Annotated in this window: 15 protein-coding genes; 9 read left to right on the top strand and 6 right to left on the bottom strand. The window is 61.7% G+C overall.

Annotated features, from left to right (window positions below; all coding sequences use genetic code 11):
• Window positions 1-4: 4 nt before the first annotated feature.
• Both HX801_RS11185 and HX801_RS11180 read left to right on the top strand, forming a co-directional pair.
• Complete coding sequence (locus tag HX801_RS11185; protein WP_177022096.1) at window positions 5-1,114, top strand: HlyD family secretion protein; 1,110 nt, start codon at window positions 5-7, stop codon at window positions 1,112-1,114.
• Entirely contained in the window at window positions 1,111-2,676 is a 1,566-nt protein-coding gene (locus HX801_RS11180; RefSeq protein WP_177022095.1) for a DHA2 family efflux MFS transporter permease subunit, read from the top strand. Before HX801_RS11185 ends, HX801_RS11180 begins: the two co-directional genes overlap by 4 nt.
• A gap of 9 nt (window positions 2,677-2,685) precedes the next feature.
• On the opposite strand, the gene HX801_RS11175 is transcribed toward HX801_RS11180, so the two are convergent.
• Window positions 2,686-3,465, bottom strand: a complete 780-nt coding sequence (locus tag HX801_RS11175; RefSeq protein WP_177022094.1) for an SDR family oxidoreductase — start codon at window positions 3,463-3,465, stop codon at window positions 2,686-2,688.
• 109 nt (window positions 3,466-3,574) lie between these two features.
• Here HX801_RS11175 and HX801_RS11170 point away from each other — a divergent pair, with 109 nt between their 5' ends.
• Window positions 3,575-4,015 (top strand): helix-turn-helix domain-containing protein, encoded by a 441-nt coding sequence (locus HX801_RS11170; RefSeq protein WP_003215603.1) that lies wholly within the window; start codon window positions 3,575-3,577, stop codon window positions 4,013-4,015.
• On the opposite strand, the gene HX801_RS11165 is transcribed toward HX801_RS11170, so the two are convergent.
• The gene (locus HX801_RS11165) at window positions 4,010-4,543 is read right to left on the bottom strand and encodes a hypothetical protein (protein ID WP_177022093.1); all 534 of its coding nucleotides are present in this window, start codon (window positions 4,541-4,543) and stop codon (window positions 4,010-4,012) included. The genes HX801_RS11170 and HX801_RS11165 overlap by 6 nt on opposite strands.
• A 46-nt stretch (window positions 4,544-4,589) precedes the next feature.
• On the bottom strand, window positions 4,590-4,751 hold the full coding sequence (locus HX801_RS11160; protein WP_008434728.1) for a DUF2986 domain-containing protein: 162 nt from the start codon (window positions 4,749-4,751) through the stop codon (window positions 4,590-4,592).
• Window positions 4,752-4,896: 145 nt separating this feature from the next.
• Between HX801_RS11160 and HX801_RS11155 the strand changes: the two genes are divergently transcribed.
• Window positions 4,897-5,523 (top strand): glutathione S-transferase family protein, encoded by a 627-nt coding sequence (locus HX801_RS11155; RefSeq protein ID WP_102368774.1) that lies wholly within the window; start codon window positions 4,897-4,899, stop codon window positions 5,521-5,523.
• A 95-nt stretch (window positions 5,524-5,618) separates the two neighbouring features.
• Entirely contained in the window at window positions 5,619-6,245 is a 627-nt protein-coding gene (locus HX801_RS11150) for a LysE family translocator (RefSeq protein ID WP_177022092.1), read from the top strand.
• On the opposite strand, the gene HX801_RS11145 is transcribed toward HX801_RS11150, so the two are convergent.
• Entirely contained in the window at window positions 6,242-7,105 is an 864-nt protein-coding gene (locus HX801_RS11145; RefSeq protein WP_177022091.1) for a sensor domain-containing diguanylate cyclase, read from the bottom strand. The two genes, HX801_RS11150 and HX801_RS11145, sit on opposite strands and share 4 nt — an antisense overlap.
• 309 nt (window positions 7,106-7,414) lie before the next feature.
• Here HX801_RS11145 and HX801_RS11140 point away from each other — a divergent pair, with 309 nt between their 5' ends.
• Window positions 7,415-7,987, top strand: coding sequence for a helix-turn-helix domain-containing protein (locus tag HX801_RS11140; RefSeq protein WP_177008665.1), 573 nt, complete (start codon window positions 7,415-7,417; stop codon window positions 7,985-7,987).
• Between the two features lie 17 nt (window positions 7,988-8,004).
• Here HX801_RS11140 and HX801_RS11135 read toward each other — a convergent pair whose 3' ends face one another.
• On the bottom strand, window positions 8,005-8,613 hold the full coding sequence (locus tag HX801_RS11135; protein ID WP_177022090.1) for a LysE family translocator: 609 nt from the start codon (window positions 8,611-8,613) through the stop codon (window positions 8,005-8,007).
• A 114-nt stretch (window positions 8,614-8,727) separates the two neighbouring features.
• Here HX801_RS11135 and HX801_RS11130 point away from each other — a divergent pair, with 114 nt between their 5' ends.
• The 3 genes from HX801_RS11130 (at window position 8,728) to HX801_RS11120 (ending at window position 11,047) form a co-directional block, all read left to right on the top strand.
• Complete coding sequence (locus tag HX801_RS11130) at window positions 8,728-9,591, top strand: LysR family transcriptional regulator (RefSeq protein ID WP_177022089.1); 864 nt, start codon at window positions 8,728-8,730, stop codon at window positions 9,589-9,591.
• Between the two features lie 101 nt (window positions 9,592-9,692).
• On the top strand, window positions 9,693-10,232 hold the full coding sequence (locus HX801_RS11125) for a kinase inhibitor (RefSeq protein ID WP_003215583.1): 540 nt from the start codon (window positions 9,693-9,695) through the stop codon (window positions 10,230-10,232).
• 5 nt (window positions 10,233-10,237) lie between these two features.
• Entirely contained in the window at window positions 10,238-11,047 is an 810-nt protein-coding gene (locus HX801_RS11120) for an AraC family transcriptional regulator (protein WP_134326305.1), read from the top strand.
• Window positions 11,048-11,718: 671 nt separating this feature from the next.
• Here the strand turns inward: HX801_RS11120 and HX801_RS11115 are convergent.
• Window positions 11,719-12,978, bottom strand: coding sequence for a serine hydrolase (locus HX801_RS11115; protein WP_177022088.1), 1,260 nt, complete (start codon window positions 12,976-12,978; stop codon window positions 11,719-11,721).
• Window positions 12,979-13,142 lie beyond the last annotated feature (164 nt).

Below are 13,142 nucleotides of genomic sequence, written 5' to 3'. Positions count from 1 at the left end.
CGTCATGGACGCTCCAGTCAGCGCTGTGCCCGAACCCACCCAACCATCCCGGCGCAAACAGGTTTTGCGCCTGGGGCTGCTGACCCTGGCCGTGGCGGGCGGCGTGTGGTACGCCAGCCACTGGTGGCTGGTCAGCCGGTTTATCGAAGACACCGACGACGCCTATGTCGGGGCGGATGTGACGGTGATCAGCACCAAAGTGCCGGGCTATATCAGCGAAGTGACGGTGCAGGACAACCAGTTCGTACGGGCCGGCGACGTGCTGGCGCGCATCGATGTGCGCGACTACCGCACGGCCCTGGCCAAGGCCGACGGCGCCGTGGCCGCGCAACAGGCCTCGCTCGCCAACCTCGACGCCACCGAACAACTGCAACTGGCGGTGATCAACCAGGCCAAGGCACAGATCGACGCCACCGATGCCGAAGCACAACGGGCCGGCGACGATCAAACGCGTTACCAGAACCTGGTGCGCAGCCAGGCCGTATCGGTTGAAAGCGCACAGCGGGTCAGCGCCGTCTGGAAGACCGCCCGCGCCGACCACTCCCGGGCACAGGCCGGGTTGATGGCGGCGCGCCGGCAAATCGACGTGATTGAAACCCAGCGCGGCCAGGCGCGTGCCGCGTTGCAACAGGCCCAGGCCGAACGCGACCAGGCGCAATTGAACATCAGCTATACCGAACTGCGGGCGCCGGTGGATGGTTACGTGGGCAACCGCCGCGCCCGGGTCGGTGCCTACGCCGCGGCCGGCAGCCAACTGATCTCGGTGGTGCCCGCGAAAGGATTGTGGGTGGATGCCAACTTCAAGGAAGACCAATTGGGGCGCCTGCAGGTCGGGCAAAGCGTGAGCATCCGCGCCGACATCCTCCCCGGCCGTGAATTCCACGGGCACATCGAGAGCCTGGCCCCTGCCACCGGGGCGCAATTCAGTGTGCTGCCGCCGGAAAACGCCACCGGCAACTTCACCAAGATCGTGCAGCGAGTGCCGGTGCGCGTACGCCTCGACAGCAACGATGCCGACTTCGGCGCCCTGCGTCCGGGCCTGTCGGTGATGGCGAAGGTCAACACCGATGAGGCGTTCGAGGACCAGGCCAGCGCCCTCAAGGCCCAGCTATGAACAGCCCGTTGCCCGCCCTCAGCACCGCACAAAAGGTCGCGGCCTTCGCCACCATGTGCGTGGGCATGTTCATCGCCTTGATCGACATCCAGATCGTCTCCGCCTCCCTCAAGGACATCGGCGGCGGGTTGTCTGCCGGCGCGGACGATACGGCGTGGGTGCAGACCGCCTACCTGATCGCGGAAATCATCGTGATCCCCATGTCAGGCTGGCTCTCCCGGGTGATGAGCACGCGCTGGCTGTTCGCGGCGTCGGCGGCCGGGTTCACCTTGACCAGCCTGCTGTGCGCGATGGCCTGGAACATCCAGAGCATGATCGCGTTTCGCGCCTTGCAGGGGTTCCTGGGGGGCTCGATGATTCCGTTGGTGTTCACCACCGCGTTCATGTACTTCAACGGCAAGCAGCGGGTGATCGCCGCCTCCACCATCGGCGCCATCGCGTCCCTGGCCCCCACATTGGGCCCGGCCGTGGGCGGTTGGATCACCGACATCTCCTCCTGGCACTGGCTGTTCTACATCAACCTGCTGCCCGGCCTGTTCGTGACCTTTGCGGTGCCGATGCTGGTCAAGGTCGACCGCCCCAACCCGTCATTGCTCAAGGGCGCCGACTATATCGGTATGGCGTTGATGGCGGTGTTTCTCGGCTGCCTGGAATACACCCTTGAAGAGGGCCCGCGCTGGAACTGGTTCAGCGACAGCACCATCTCGACCACTGCCTGGATAGCCGCCATCAGCGGCGGGCTGTTTATCTGGCGTTGCCTGGAGATCAAGGAGCCGATCGTCGACCTGCGCGCGCTTCGGGACAGGAACTTCGCCCTGGGCTGCCTGTTTTCATTTATCACCGGCATCGGCATTTTCGCCACCATCTACCTCACGCCGCTGTTTCTCGGGCGGGTGCGCGGGTACGGCTCGCTGGATATCGGCCTGGCGGTGTTTTCCACGGGGGTGTTCCAGTTGCTGGCGATCCCGGTGTACGCCTTGCTGGCCAATCGTTTCGACCTGCGCTGGATCCTGATGTTCGGGTTATCGCTGTTCGCCCTGTCGATGTGGGACTTCTCCCCCATCACCCACGACTGGGGCGCCAGGGAGCTGCTGTTGCCCCAGGCCATACGCGGGTTTGCTCAACAAATGGCAGTGCCGCCGGTGGTCACCCTGACCCTCGGCGCACTGGCCCCCGACCGCCTGAAGCTCGCCTCGGGCCTGTTCAACCTGATGCGCAACCTCGGCGGCGCCATCGGCATCGCCGCCTGCGCCACGGTGCTCAATGACCGCACCAACCTGCACTTCCTGCGCCTGGCCGAGCACCTGAACATCCGGAACGAGTCGATGAATGTCTGGCTTGACCAGCTTTCAGGGAACGCCCAGTTGCTCGGGCAAAACAGCCTGGATTCGAGCCAGTTCGCGCTGAGTCAGCTATGGGCGCTGACCTGGCGCGAGGCGCAAACGCTGACCTATGCGGACGCATTCCTGATGATCATGGTGTGCTTCATCGTCGCCGTGCTGCTGGTGCCGTTGATGCGCAAGGTGCAGCCGCCGAAGCAGCCGACTGCGGATGCGCATTGAATCGTCCGATCATGTTGAAGGCCGCACCGGCGCCAGCCGGCTGAGCTTGGTCATCTGTTTGAATATCAGGCCAGGCGCAACCCGGCTGGCTACCTTCAGCACCTTGCTCAACCCCGGGCATATGTCCAGTTGGCCGGCTTCGATTTGCCGGATGCAGTGCTGCACCATCAGCACCGGGTCCATGCCTTTTTCGTTCTTCATTTCTTCCGCGAACTCGGCCCTGAGCAGCGGTGTTTCGGTGCCGGGTGGGGCAAGCTCCACCACGGTGACGGCGCTGTGCTGAAGCTGTGCCCGCAGGCACTGGGTGTAAGCGTGCAATGCGGACTTGGACGCACTGTAGACGGGCGCCGCCGGAAACGGCACAAACGCCAGCCCGGACGAGACGTTAACAATCAAACCGTGCGGGTGCTTGAGCAGCCAGGGAAGAAACTGCTGGATCATCCGGATCGGGCCGTTCAGGTTGATCTCGATCTCTTCAGTCACGTCCGCCAGCGCCCGCCCTCCGGCCAGCTTGATATTGCGCATCACGCCCGCGTTATTCACCAGCGTATCGAGCCCAGGGAACTGACCGGTGACTGCCGCAAACAGCGTTAGGATGCTGGCGGGGTCGCGCACGTCGCTTTGAAACGTGTGCAGGCTCGGCAGCAGTTGCCGCGCCTCGTCCAGCCTGTGCTGATCGCGGCCCGTCACGATCACGGTATTGCCTCGTGCCACAAGCTGGCGGGCAAGCTCAAGCCCGATACCACTCGAACCTCCCGTCACTAGCACTGTTCGTCCGGTCATCTTCATCGAAACTCTCCAATGGTGGGTCACACGCAAGGAGCTTGAGGGATACACTGGCCTTAAGTAAGTAGGCACCCAAAAGATCTATACGCACCTGAAAGAGAGTGTCCAACGAATGAACAAACACCCTGGTTTTACCGACGAGCAGATTGCCGCCGCCCAGTTTTATGCCCGGCAAACACCCCCGAAGGATCTGGACCCACGGATCGCGCCCCTGGTGACCGACCTGATAGGTCGCGTTGCAGACAAATGGACCATGCTGATTCTTGAAGCCTTGATCGAGACGACGCCGCTGCGCTTCACGCGCCTGAGTGAGCGAGTCGGCGGCATCAGCCAGAAAATGCTGACGCAGACTTTGCGGGGGATGGAGAGGGACGGCCTGGTGGTGCGCAAGGTCTACCCCGTCGTACCGCCGAAGGTTGAATACAGCCTGACAACCCTCGGCTTTACGCTGGGTGCCGCCTTTTGTGGCGTGTGGGTCTGGGCGGCAAACAACCTGGAGGAGATTGAACAGGCACGGGCGGATTTCGATCTACGGTGCAACACCGAGTCATAAGGCCGCAAGGTACTGGAGCACCTCTCCAATCCCGTCAATATCGGGAGCCTCGCTCACGGCGGCTTGCGGGCTGCACCATGGGTAACTCAGGCCGGACACCCAGCTCATCACGCTCCCCAGGTCTGACGCCGGCAGCGTCTTCATATGCTCGATGGTAATCGTCAGCCTTTCGACCAGCCCCGCTTCGGCATTGAACTGCCATTCATACACACCACACCCTACCCGGGCTTCGCCGGAGTTCTTGTCGGACATGCCCACCAGCCATTTGCACTGATAGGTTTTGGCCCCCGCCTGCGGTGGCTGCCCCAGGCAAAACGTATAGACGTTTTCAAAGGTCTGCCCGAACCGCCTCACCAGCACATCGCCGATGCCGCCCACCCCTTCGACGTGGGGCGGAAACGAGATGGACCCGGTGCGCACCACCATGTCCAGGATTGCCTCGGGAACAAACGCCCGGCTGAGCAAATGCGGGCGGTTGCCGTCCTTGGCGAGTATGTAGTGCTGAATCGCGAGTTGAGCAGTGTTCATGGTTTTTCCGTCGATTCCCTATCAGGTAATGCTTAGGCCTTCTGGATCAGCTCTCAGAGGTCACAACAGGCTCATCACCGGACTCGGCAGCCAGCTTCAATCGGTCTGCCTTGCTGATGTATTTATCCTTTTTGGCCGGTGCCAATTTGGCGCTGGCCTTTTTGGCCTTGGCCTTGAACAGCTGCTGTAGTTTTTTTTGACGATTCATGTTTTCTATCCGGTGTGTCATCAGTGCTTGCCGGCGTGATTATCCATCTTTCATGCCTTTATCGAAGCAGATTTAATTCACGGCACTCCACAGCGCCACCGCGGTCTGTCCCTATACGCCTCTATTCTCGCCCAGCGGAGCCACCATGATCATCGTCCACCACCTCAACAACTCCCGTTCGCAACGCATCCTGTGGCTGCTCGAAGAACTCGGCCTGCCCTACGAGCTTAAGCGCTACCAGCGCGACCCGAAAACCAACCTCGCGCCCCCTGAACTCAAGGCGATCAATGCCCTGGGCAAATCACCGGTGATTCAAGACGGTCCCCACGTGGTGATCGAGTCCGGCGCCATCATCGACTACCTGATTCGCCGCCATGGCAACGGCCGCCTGCAACCGGATCCGGCCACTGCAACCTATGACGAATACGTGCAATGGCTGCACTTCGCCGAAGGTTCGGCCATGCTGCCACTGATGCTCAACCTGTACGTCGGGCGCCTGGGTGACGCGGGTGCGCCGTTGCATCCGCGTATCGAATCCGAGGTGGCGAACTACCTGGGTTATCTGGACAACGCACTGGGGCTCACGCCGTACCTGGTGGGTGACGAATTGACCGGCGCGGATATCCAGATGAGCTTCATCGGCGAAATCGCCCGGGCTCAGGGCAAGCTGCAGGCCTACCCGAATGTGGCGGCGTGGGTGCAACGCTTTCAGGAACGGCCGGCGTATCGCAAGGCGCTGGAACAGGGTGGCGCATACGCGTTCGCGAAGTAAAAGGCCAGGCGGTTTCGGCGGGTGTTCATCTGTATTGCGTTAATCCCCGGGATGAGGATTACTGTAGGACGCATCCGGCATTGAGATAACACAGCATGTTCGAACTCGCCCCCATCCTGACGTATGTCGCCGTGGTCATCGGCCTTTTCCTGATTCCCGGCCCAGCCGTGCTGCTGGTGATCACCCGCACCCTCCAGGGTGGGCGCAAGGTCGGGATTGCCACCGGGCTGGGGGTGGCCTCGGGCGACCTGATCCATACGCTGTGCGCGGCGCTCGGCCTGTCGGCCATCCTGATGACCTCGGCCGTGGCGTTCAACGTGGTCAAAATCGTCGGTGCCTGCTACCTGATCTACCTGGGCGTACGCGCCTTCATGGCCAAGCCTGGCGTAACCACGCGCAAAGACCTGCCCACGGTGACCTCGACCCAGGCGTATTTCCAGGCGGTGGGTGCCGAAGTGCTGAACCCGAAAACCGCGATTTTCTTCCTGGCCTTCCTGCCGCAGTTTATTCACCCGGAATCGGGTTCTTCCCTGGCGCAGTTCGCGGTGTTGGGGTTGATCTTCTCGGGGCTCAGTGCGGTGTACACCACGCTGATTTCGGTGGCGATTCGTCCGTTGAGCCAATGGATGGTGGGCCTTTCAAGGCTGCGCCGTTGGGAGGGGAAGATCATTGGGACGTTGTTCATGGGATTGGGGCTGAAGATTGCTTTCCAGCAGCGTTAATCGGTTGCAAACCGCTGCCTTTTAACCCGGTACATCTCACCATCCGCGTGGCTGAGCAGGCTGTCGGCATCTGCTCCATCCGCCGGGTAAAACGCTACGCCGATACTGCAGGACGGCATCTTGACCGCGCCAAACTCAGCGCTCAGGGGCTGGGTCATCACCGCAACTATCTGCTGCACTTTGGCCGACACGGCTTCCGGTGATTGAATATCCGTCAGCAGCACGGTGAATTCATCCCCGCCCATCCGGGCCACCAGGTCGCTCTCACGCACACACCCTTCCAACCGTCGTGCAATCACGCAAAGCACGCGGTCGCCCACGGTATGCCCGTGCACATCATTGATGGCCTTGAAGTCATTCACGTCCAGAAACAGCAAGGCCAGAGGACTTTTGTGGTGGTGAGCGGCTTGCAGGGCCTCGTCCAACCGGTCATTGAACAGCGAGCGATTGGTGAGGGCCGTCAACGGGTCGTGATGGGCGAGGAAACGCAGCTCTTCCTCCGCCTGCGTCAGGGCGGTTACGTCCCGCGCAACACCGATCCGCGCCCCCACTTCCTCGGACCAGAAGGCCGCCCACAGAATGTGCACCACACTGCCATCCTTGCGGATATAGCGGTTGCGGAAGTCGACGTGGGGCTTGCCATTCATGACCCGCACAATCGACGCCCGGGTGCGGGCCAGGTCTTCAGGGTGCATGTAGTGGGTGATCAGGGTGCCGGTCAGCTCCTCGGCGCGGTACCCCAGCAGCGCTTCGCAGGCATCACTCACAAACACGATCTGATTTTCACTGTCGACCACGAACACCGTATCCAGCATCAAGTGGATCAGTTTGGGATAGAGGGCTTGCAGGTCAACGGGCATAGGTCTGGGGAGCGTCTGGTTCGGATTGGGCGATCATAGCCCGATCCCGAAGGATGGCGAAAAGGAATCATAGCGGCCCGCAGAATAGCCCCCGGCAATGTTGCTGCGCCAACTGCGTCGCCACCAGCAGGCTGCGCCACCCTTCAAGGTCGTAGGAGAGCGCCCGCCAGAGCAGCCACGGCCAATAGTCGCAGAGGTGGAACACGCACCAGATCATTCGACACTCGGTTTTTATAATGAACGAATGATTGCTATGCTGAACACCCGGCGACAACGCGTCAACCCATTTATGGATGATTTGAAGAACAAATGACCGACATAACGAACAATCTCAATCCAAGCCGAATCGACCTGCTGGCCCTGTCGATCAAGCGCGAACGCCAGGCTGCGGGGCTTTCATTGACTGAACTGGCAAAACGCGCAGGCGTGGCGAAGTCGACCTTGTCCCAGCTGGAGTCCGGCATCGGCAACCCCAGCATCGAGACCCTGTGGTCGTTGGCCACGGCGATGGGCTTGCAGGTGACCCGGTTCTTCGAACAACCCCAGCAACACCTGCGGGTAATTCGCGCCAACGAGGGCCTGACCACCTATACCGAAACCGGCCACTACGCGGCCACACTGCTTGCGGATTGCCCGACGGGCGTGCGTCGCGATATCTACCGGCTAAAGGTACAGCCGGGCGACGCGCGCCTGTCGCAGCCCCACCCTGCCGGCACCGTCGAGCACGTGCTGCTGTGCAGCGGCAGCGCGAATATCGGCCCGGCCGGTGCGCCTGTGCTGCTGCACGCCGGCGACTACATCAGCTACCTGGCGAATGCGCCCCATGTGTTCGAAGCACTTGAGGCGGATACCACGGCGGTGATGGTGATCGAACATCCCTAAGCCGCGGGGATGTGCCCTCAGGCATGGATAGGCAGGGCCAACCCGAACAGCACAAAAAAACCGCCGCAGACTTTATTGAATCGGCGCCCGGTTCGCGCCAGCCAGGGCCTTACCCGGTGCGCGGCGCTGGCCACCAGGTACTCGACGATGAACTCCACCACGGCGTAGGTCAGGGCGATGGTGAGCGTCTGCGCAACGATGCTCCGGTGCGGGTCCAGGAACGGTGGAATAAACGCGGTGAACAGCAGCAAGGCCTTGGGGTTTGAGATCGCCGATACCAGCCCCTGGCGGAACAGCGGCCAGCTCCGCGAGCTGGTAGTGCCGCTCGCCTCAAGGCTGACCGGTGCCGCCCGCCACAGCCCGAAGCCCAGCCAGATCAGGTACAGCCCACCCGCCACCTTCAAGGCCGTGAACAAACTGGCCGATGCCTGGATCAGCGCACCCAACCCCAACGCACACAGCGCCAGCACAATCGCAAAACCGAGCACGCCGCCACTGATGGTGAACAGCGTTTTGCGGCTGCCGTGAAGCGCACCGTGGGTCAGCGCCAATAACGCATTGGGCCCTGGCACCACCGCGATGCCGAAGCAGGTAACCAGGTAAAGCAACCAGGTATCAAAGGGCATGGATCCGATCCAGAAGGTGTTGGTTCAAGGCAGAATGTTGCGGGTGAACAAGCGTCCATGAAAAGCGCATAATTCAGGCCTTAGCCATTCGATTAACGAATAGAGGTCAGCGCGATGCCCGCCAGCGATTTGCAACTCGATTGGCTCAAATGCTTTGTGGCCGTGGTGGATGCCGGCTCGTTGTCTGGTGCCGCCCACGAGGTCAACCGCTCGCAGTCCGCCGTCAGCATGCAGATGAAGAAACTCGAAGCCGCCCTTGGACGACAGCTCTTGAGTCGCGGCCCGAGGCACCTGCAACTGACTGCCGATGGCCAGACGCTGCTGAGCTACGCCCGGCGCATGCTCGCCCTGCACGCTGAAACCCAAGCGGCGTTTCACGGTGAAGAGCTGACCGGGCGCATCCGCCTTGGCGTTGCCGAAGACTACGCGGCCCGGTACCTCACGCCGCTGCTCAAGCGCTATTCGCCGCGCTACTCCGGTGTGGAAATCGAACTGACCTGTGAACAGTCGACCACGCTGATCCCGCAGTTGCGCAGCGGCGATCTTGACCTGGCGCTGGTGTCTCGGGACTCGCCCCAAAGCGGCACCTTCCTGTTCAAGGAGCCCATGGTATGGGTAGGTTCACCGCAGTTCGAACTGTGGCGGCGCGACCCGATCCCCATCGCCGTCTACGAAAGCGCAAGCCTCGCCCGGCGGTATGCGGTGAACGCACTCACCCAGCAAGGCCGCGAATTCAAGGTGGTGTACAACAGCTCCAGCCTTGCCGGCCAGGTGGCCGCCGTCGAGGGCGGGCTCGCGATTGCCGCGATCACTCAATGCACCGTGCAGGATTCGCTTCAGGTACTCGGTGACGAGCACGGTTTGGGCAGCATTGAGCCCATGGAGGTTTCGATTCTGCGTAGCCGGGCGTCCCGCGGGTCCAAGGCGGTCAATAGCCTGCATGCGTTCATCATCCGGACGCTGAGGGTTCAGCCTTAGTAGGCAGAGCGTTTCGGCACAATCATCGAGCGCTTCGGCGCAGTGCCGTGCCCCTGCGCTGTTTAGGATCAAGGCTCAAACCACGCCTGGACACCACCGCGATGAAACTCAAAGCACTTGCCCCCGCGATTACCCTGATCATGGCCGCCAGCGGACACGCCGCCAGCTTCTCACTCAACAGCCCGGACATTGCCGACCAACGCCCGCTGACGCACCTGCAGGAATTCAACGGCTTCGGCTGCAGCGGCGGCAACACCTCCCCTGCCCTGTCCTGGGCCAACGCCCCGGCGGGTACCAAAAGCTTCGCCATCACCGTCTACGATCCCGACGCCCCGACCGGCAGCGGCTGGTGGCACTGGACGGTGGTGAACCTGCCCGTCACCGTCTCCAGCCTGCCGAGCAATGTGGGCACCCACCTGCCGGCCGGTGCAGTGCAAGGCCGCACGGACTACGGCCAACCCGGCTTCGGCGGCGCCTGCCCGCCCGTGGGTGATAAACCGCATCGCTATCAATTCACCGTGTGGGCGTTGAAAGTCGACACCCTGCCGATCGACAATCAATCCAGCGGCGCCCTGGTCGGCTACATGCTCAATGCCAACAGCCTGGCCAAGGCCACAATCACGGCCCCTTACGGACGCTAGTCACGATGGATGTTCACGAAGGTCTGCGGCACCGGGAAAGCATCATCGAAAGCTGCGTGATCAGGGCCCGGCAACATCACACCCTGCAACGCGTGCCGATCTTCATGAGCGCCCTTTGCCGCGTGCGCCAGGGGCAAAAACTGATGCAGTGGGATGAGCGCGAAATGCGTGCCGGCCCACAGCACCTGATTCTACTGCCGGCGGGCCGCGAGCTTGGGGTGACCAACTTTCCCGGTGCCCAGGGTGACTACATCGCCGACGTGGTGTCGTTTCCGGTGCCGGTGTTGCGTAACTTCGTTGCCCGGTATGGCGCGCAGTTCAAGGGCAGCATGCATGCCGACCTGTGCGTACGCCTGGACAAACAGACCCGACAAGCCTGGGACCAACTGCTGACCGCACTGAGCACCGGCGCCCCGTCGGCCCTGTGCACCCACTATGGCGAGGCCGTGTTGCTCTGCCTGTGCCTGGCCGGCCAGGCGGGACCGTTGCTGATGGATCGCAACGACCCCTTGAGTGAACGCGTGCAGCGGTTGATCGGCAGCAACCTGTCCAGGGACTGGACCGTTGCCACGGTCGCGCAGCAGTTGAATCTGGGGGAATCGACGTTGCGTCGGCAGCTGGCCAATGAGGATGCGAGCTTCAGGGCCATCCTGGAAAATGTTCGGCTGGGGGCGGCGTTGCAACAGCTGCAAACCTCCAGGGATTCCATCGGGGAGATTTCCAGTGCGTGCGGGTATGCGTCGGCGTCGCGGTTTGCGGTGAGGTTCAAGTCACATTATGGGCTTTCACCGCGGTCGTTGCGGGCGGCTATGTGAGATACACACTACCTGAGTAGCCCATAACCTGTGGCGAAGGAGCTTGCTCCCGCTGGACTGCGCAGCAGGCCCATTTTTTGGGGCCGCTGCGCGCCCCAGCGGGAGCAAGCTCCCTCGCCACAGGTACGGTGTTGATCTTTAAATGGCTGAAAATTTCCCATTGGGGAAATTTGCAACGCGTGTGGCGTATGCGACGGCTTGTTGATTTGCGGTGAGGTTTAAGTCGCATTACGGGCTTTCGCCGCGCTCGTTGCGGGCGGCGATGTGAGGTACACACTACCTGAGTAGCCCATAACCTGTGGCGAGGGAGCTTGCTCCCGCTGGACTGCGCAGCAGGCCCATTTTTTGGGGCCGCTGCGCGGCCCAGCGGGAGCAAGCTCCCTCGCCACAGGTACGGTGTTGATCTTTAAATGGCTGAAAATTTCCCATTGGGGAAATTTGCAACGCGTGTCGCGTATGCGATGGCTTGTTGATTTGCGGTGAGGTTCAAGTCGCATTACGGGCTTTCGCCGCGCTCGTTGCGGGCGGCGATGTGAGGTACACACTACCTGAGTAGCCCGAAGCCTGTGGCGAGGGAGCTTGCTCCCGCTGGACTGCGCAGCAGGCCCATTTTTTTGGGGCCGCTGCGCGCCCCAGCGGGAGCAAGCTCCCTCGCCACAGGTACTTCGCGGTTATTGAAGCGCTTTGGCAACCGCATCAAAGGCAAACATATCGTCGATCACCTTGCCACCCGTGGGTTTGGTCTGCGCCTGCCACACCACAATCACCACATTCCTGGTCGGATTGATGTAGAGGTACTGACCAAACGTACCGGCCGCCGTAAAGGCTTTATCCGCTTTGGAGGCGTCGGTCCAACCTGGCCACCACATGGACGCAAAATCACCGTACGCCGCATCTGAACCCGTAGTCGCGCTGGCAAAACTCAACCAGCCTTCAGGCAACACTGGCTGCCCACCGGCCTTGCCACCGCTAAGCACGAACTGCCCAAAACGCCCGTAATCCTCAAGCGTCGCGCTGATACCGCTGCCGCCCACTTCATTGCCATTAAGACCATCCAGCCACCACTTGGCATCGGTTTGCATGCCGTAAGGCGCCCAGATCTTCTCGCTCAGGTATTGCGTCAGTGGCTTGCCCACCGCAGCGCTCACCAGTTGCCCCAACACTTGAGTTTCACCGGTGCTGTAGTTGGTGCGAGTGCCAGGCGGCGCAGCGGTGGGCAGGCTGGCCATGAACTTGAGGAGCGACCCGGGCACTTGTTCACTACGCAGTTTGATCAAGTGGCGCTCGTCCGAGGTAGGGTCCGTGTATTGCTCGTTCCACTTGATCCCGGAGCGCATGGAGAGGATCTGGCGCACGGTGACCTGGTCATAACCGCTACCGGCCAACGCGGGTAAATAACGGGTGACCTTGTCATCCAGGCTCTTGATGGCGCCGTCCTGCAGCGCCGCGCCCACCAGCGTCGAGGTGATGGACTTGGCCACCGACATCGACATCCACCGGGTGTCGGCGGTGTTGCCTTTTTCATAACGCTCATCAACGATCTTGCCGTCCTTGAGCACCAACAGCCCGGTTACCCGGTTGATCGCCACGTAGTCATCGAGGCTGTAATGCTTGCCTTTGTAGTCAAAGGCAACCGGCCCGAGTGGCTGGCTGCTGCGGGGTAACGGGAACGGATGGCCGCCGGCCTTGATCGTGCGCGTCGGGAACAATCGGTCGGTATTACGGAAGGTAGTGACCGCCAAGTCCTCGCTGAGCCTGCCGTCATAGATGGCCTGCACGTCGCCGATCGGTTCCTGTGCATGGAGATAAGGCTTCGCGGGATCCGGGGTGGCCGCGCAGGCGGTTAACGACAGCGCAAGTGTCGACGCACACACCAACACATGAAGCGCACTGCGTTCAACCGGGGATGAAGAGCGATGAAGCACGGGCATAAACACCTCTTTATTATTGTTTGATCGGCCTTGAAACGCTTCGGCACGTAAGCAAAACCGACATGCCGAGGCTCAGGATGCAGCGGGGGATTTTTTCTGGCGCGCGGGATCGGGCCGGATTACGCGCGGAGTCGGGCCATGGGCAATCGAGAGGGTCTACACGG

Origin of the sequence: Pseudomonas sp. G1002 (assembly GCF_013385455.1) — a bacterium.
Classification (GTDB): domain Bacteria; phylum Pseudomonadota; class Gammaproteobacteria; order Pseudomonadales; family Pseudomonadaceae; genus Aquipseudomonas.
Note: the sequence above shows the minus strand (reverse complement) of the source record. Positions and strands in the feature narration are given on the sequence as shown.

Coding starts and splice junctions, on each gene's coding strand:
- HX801_RS11165 (WP_177022093.1), bottom strand. CDS start 4,543: ATGAACACTGCTCAACTCGCGATTCAGCACTACATACTCGCCAAGGAC.
- HX801_RS11175 (WP_177022094.1), bottom strand. CDS start 3,465: ATGAAGATGACCGGACGAACAGTGCTAGTGACGGGAGGTTCGAGTGGT.
- HX801_RS11150 (WP_177022092.1), top strand. CDS start 5,619: ATGTTCGAACTCGCCCCCATCCTGACGTATGTCGCCGTGGTCATCGGC.
- HX801_RS11170 (WP_003215603.1), top strand. CDS start 3,575: ATGAACAAACACCCTGGTTTTACCGACGAGCAGATTGCCGCCGCCCAG.
- HX801_RS11145 (WP_177022091.1), bottom strand. CDS start 7,105: ATGCCCGTTGACCTGCAAGCCCTCTATCCCAAACTGATCCACTTGATG.
- HX801_RS11115 (WP_177022088.1), bottom strand. CDS start 12,978: ATGCCCGTGCTTCATCGCTCTTCATCCCCGGTTGAACGCAGTGCGCTT.
- HX801_RS11135 (WP_177022090.1), bottom strand. CDS start 8,613: ATGCCCTTTGATACCTGGTTGCTTTACCTGGTTACCTGCTTCGGCATC.
- HX801_RS11160 (WP_008434728.1), bottom strand. CDS start 4,751: ATGAATCGTCAAAAAAAACTACAGCAGCTGTTCAAGGCCAAGGCCAAA.
- HX801_RS11125 (WP_003215583.1), top strand. CDS start 9,693: ATGAAACTCAAAGCACTTGCCCCCGCGATTACCCTGATCATGGCCGCC.
- HX801_RS11180 (WP_177022095.1), top strand. CDS start 1,111: ATGAACAGCCCGTTGCCCGCCCTCAGCACCGCACAAAAGGTCGCGGCC.
- HX801_RS11120 (WP_134326305.1), top strand. CDS start 10,238: ATGGATGTTCACGAAGGTCTGCGGCACCGGGAAAGCATCATCGAAAGC.
- HX801_RS11130 (WP_177022089.1), top strand. CDS start 8,728: ATGCCCGCCAGCGATTTGCAACTCGATTGGCTCAAATGCTTTGTGGCC.
- HX801_RS11140 (WP_177008665.1), top strand. CDS start 7,415: ATGACCGACATAACGAACAATCTCAATCCAAGCCGAATCGACCTGCTG.
- HX801_RS11185 (WP_177022096.1), top strand. CDS start 5: ATGGACGCTCCAGTCAGCGCTGTGCCCGAACCCACCCAACCATCCCGG.
- HX801_RS11155 (WP_102368774.1), top strand. CDS start 4,897: ATGATCATCGTCCACCACCTCAACAACTCCCGTTCGCAACGCATCCTG.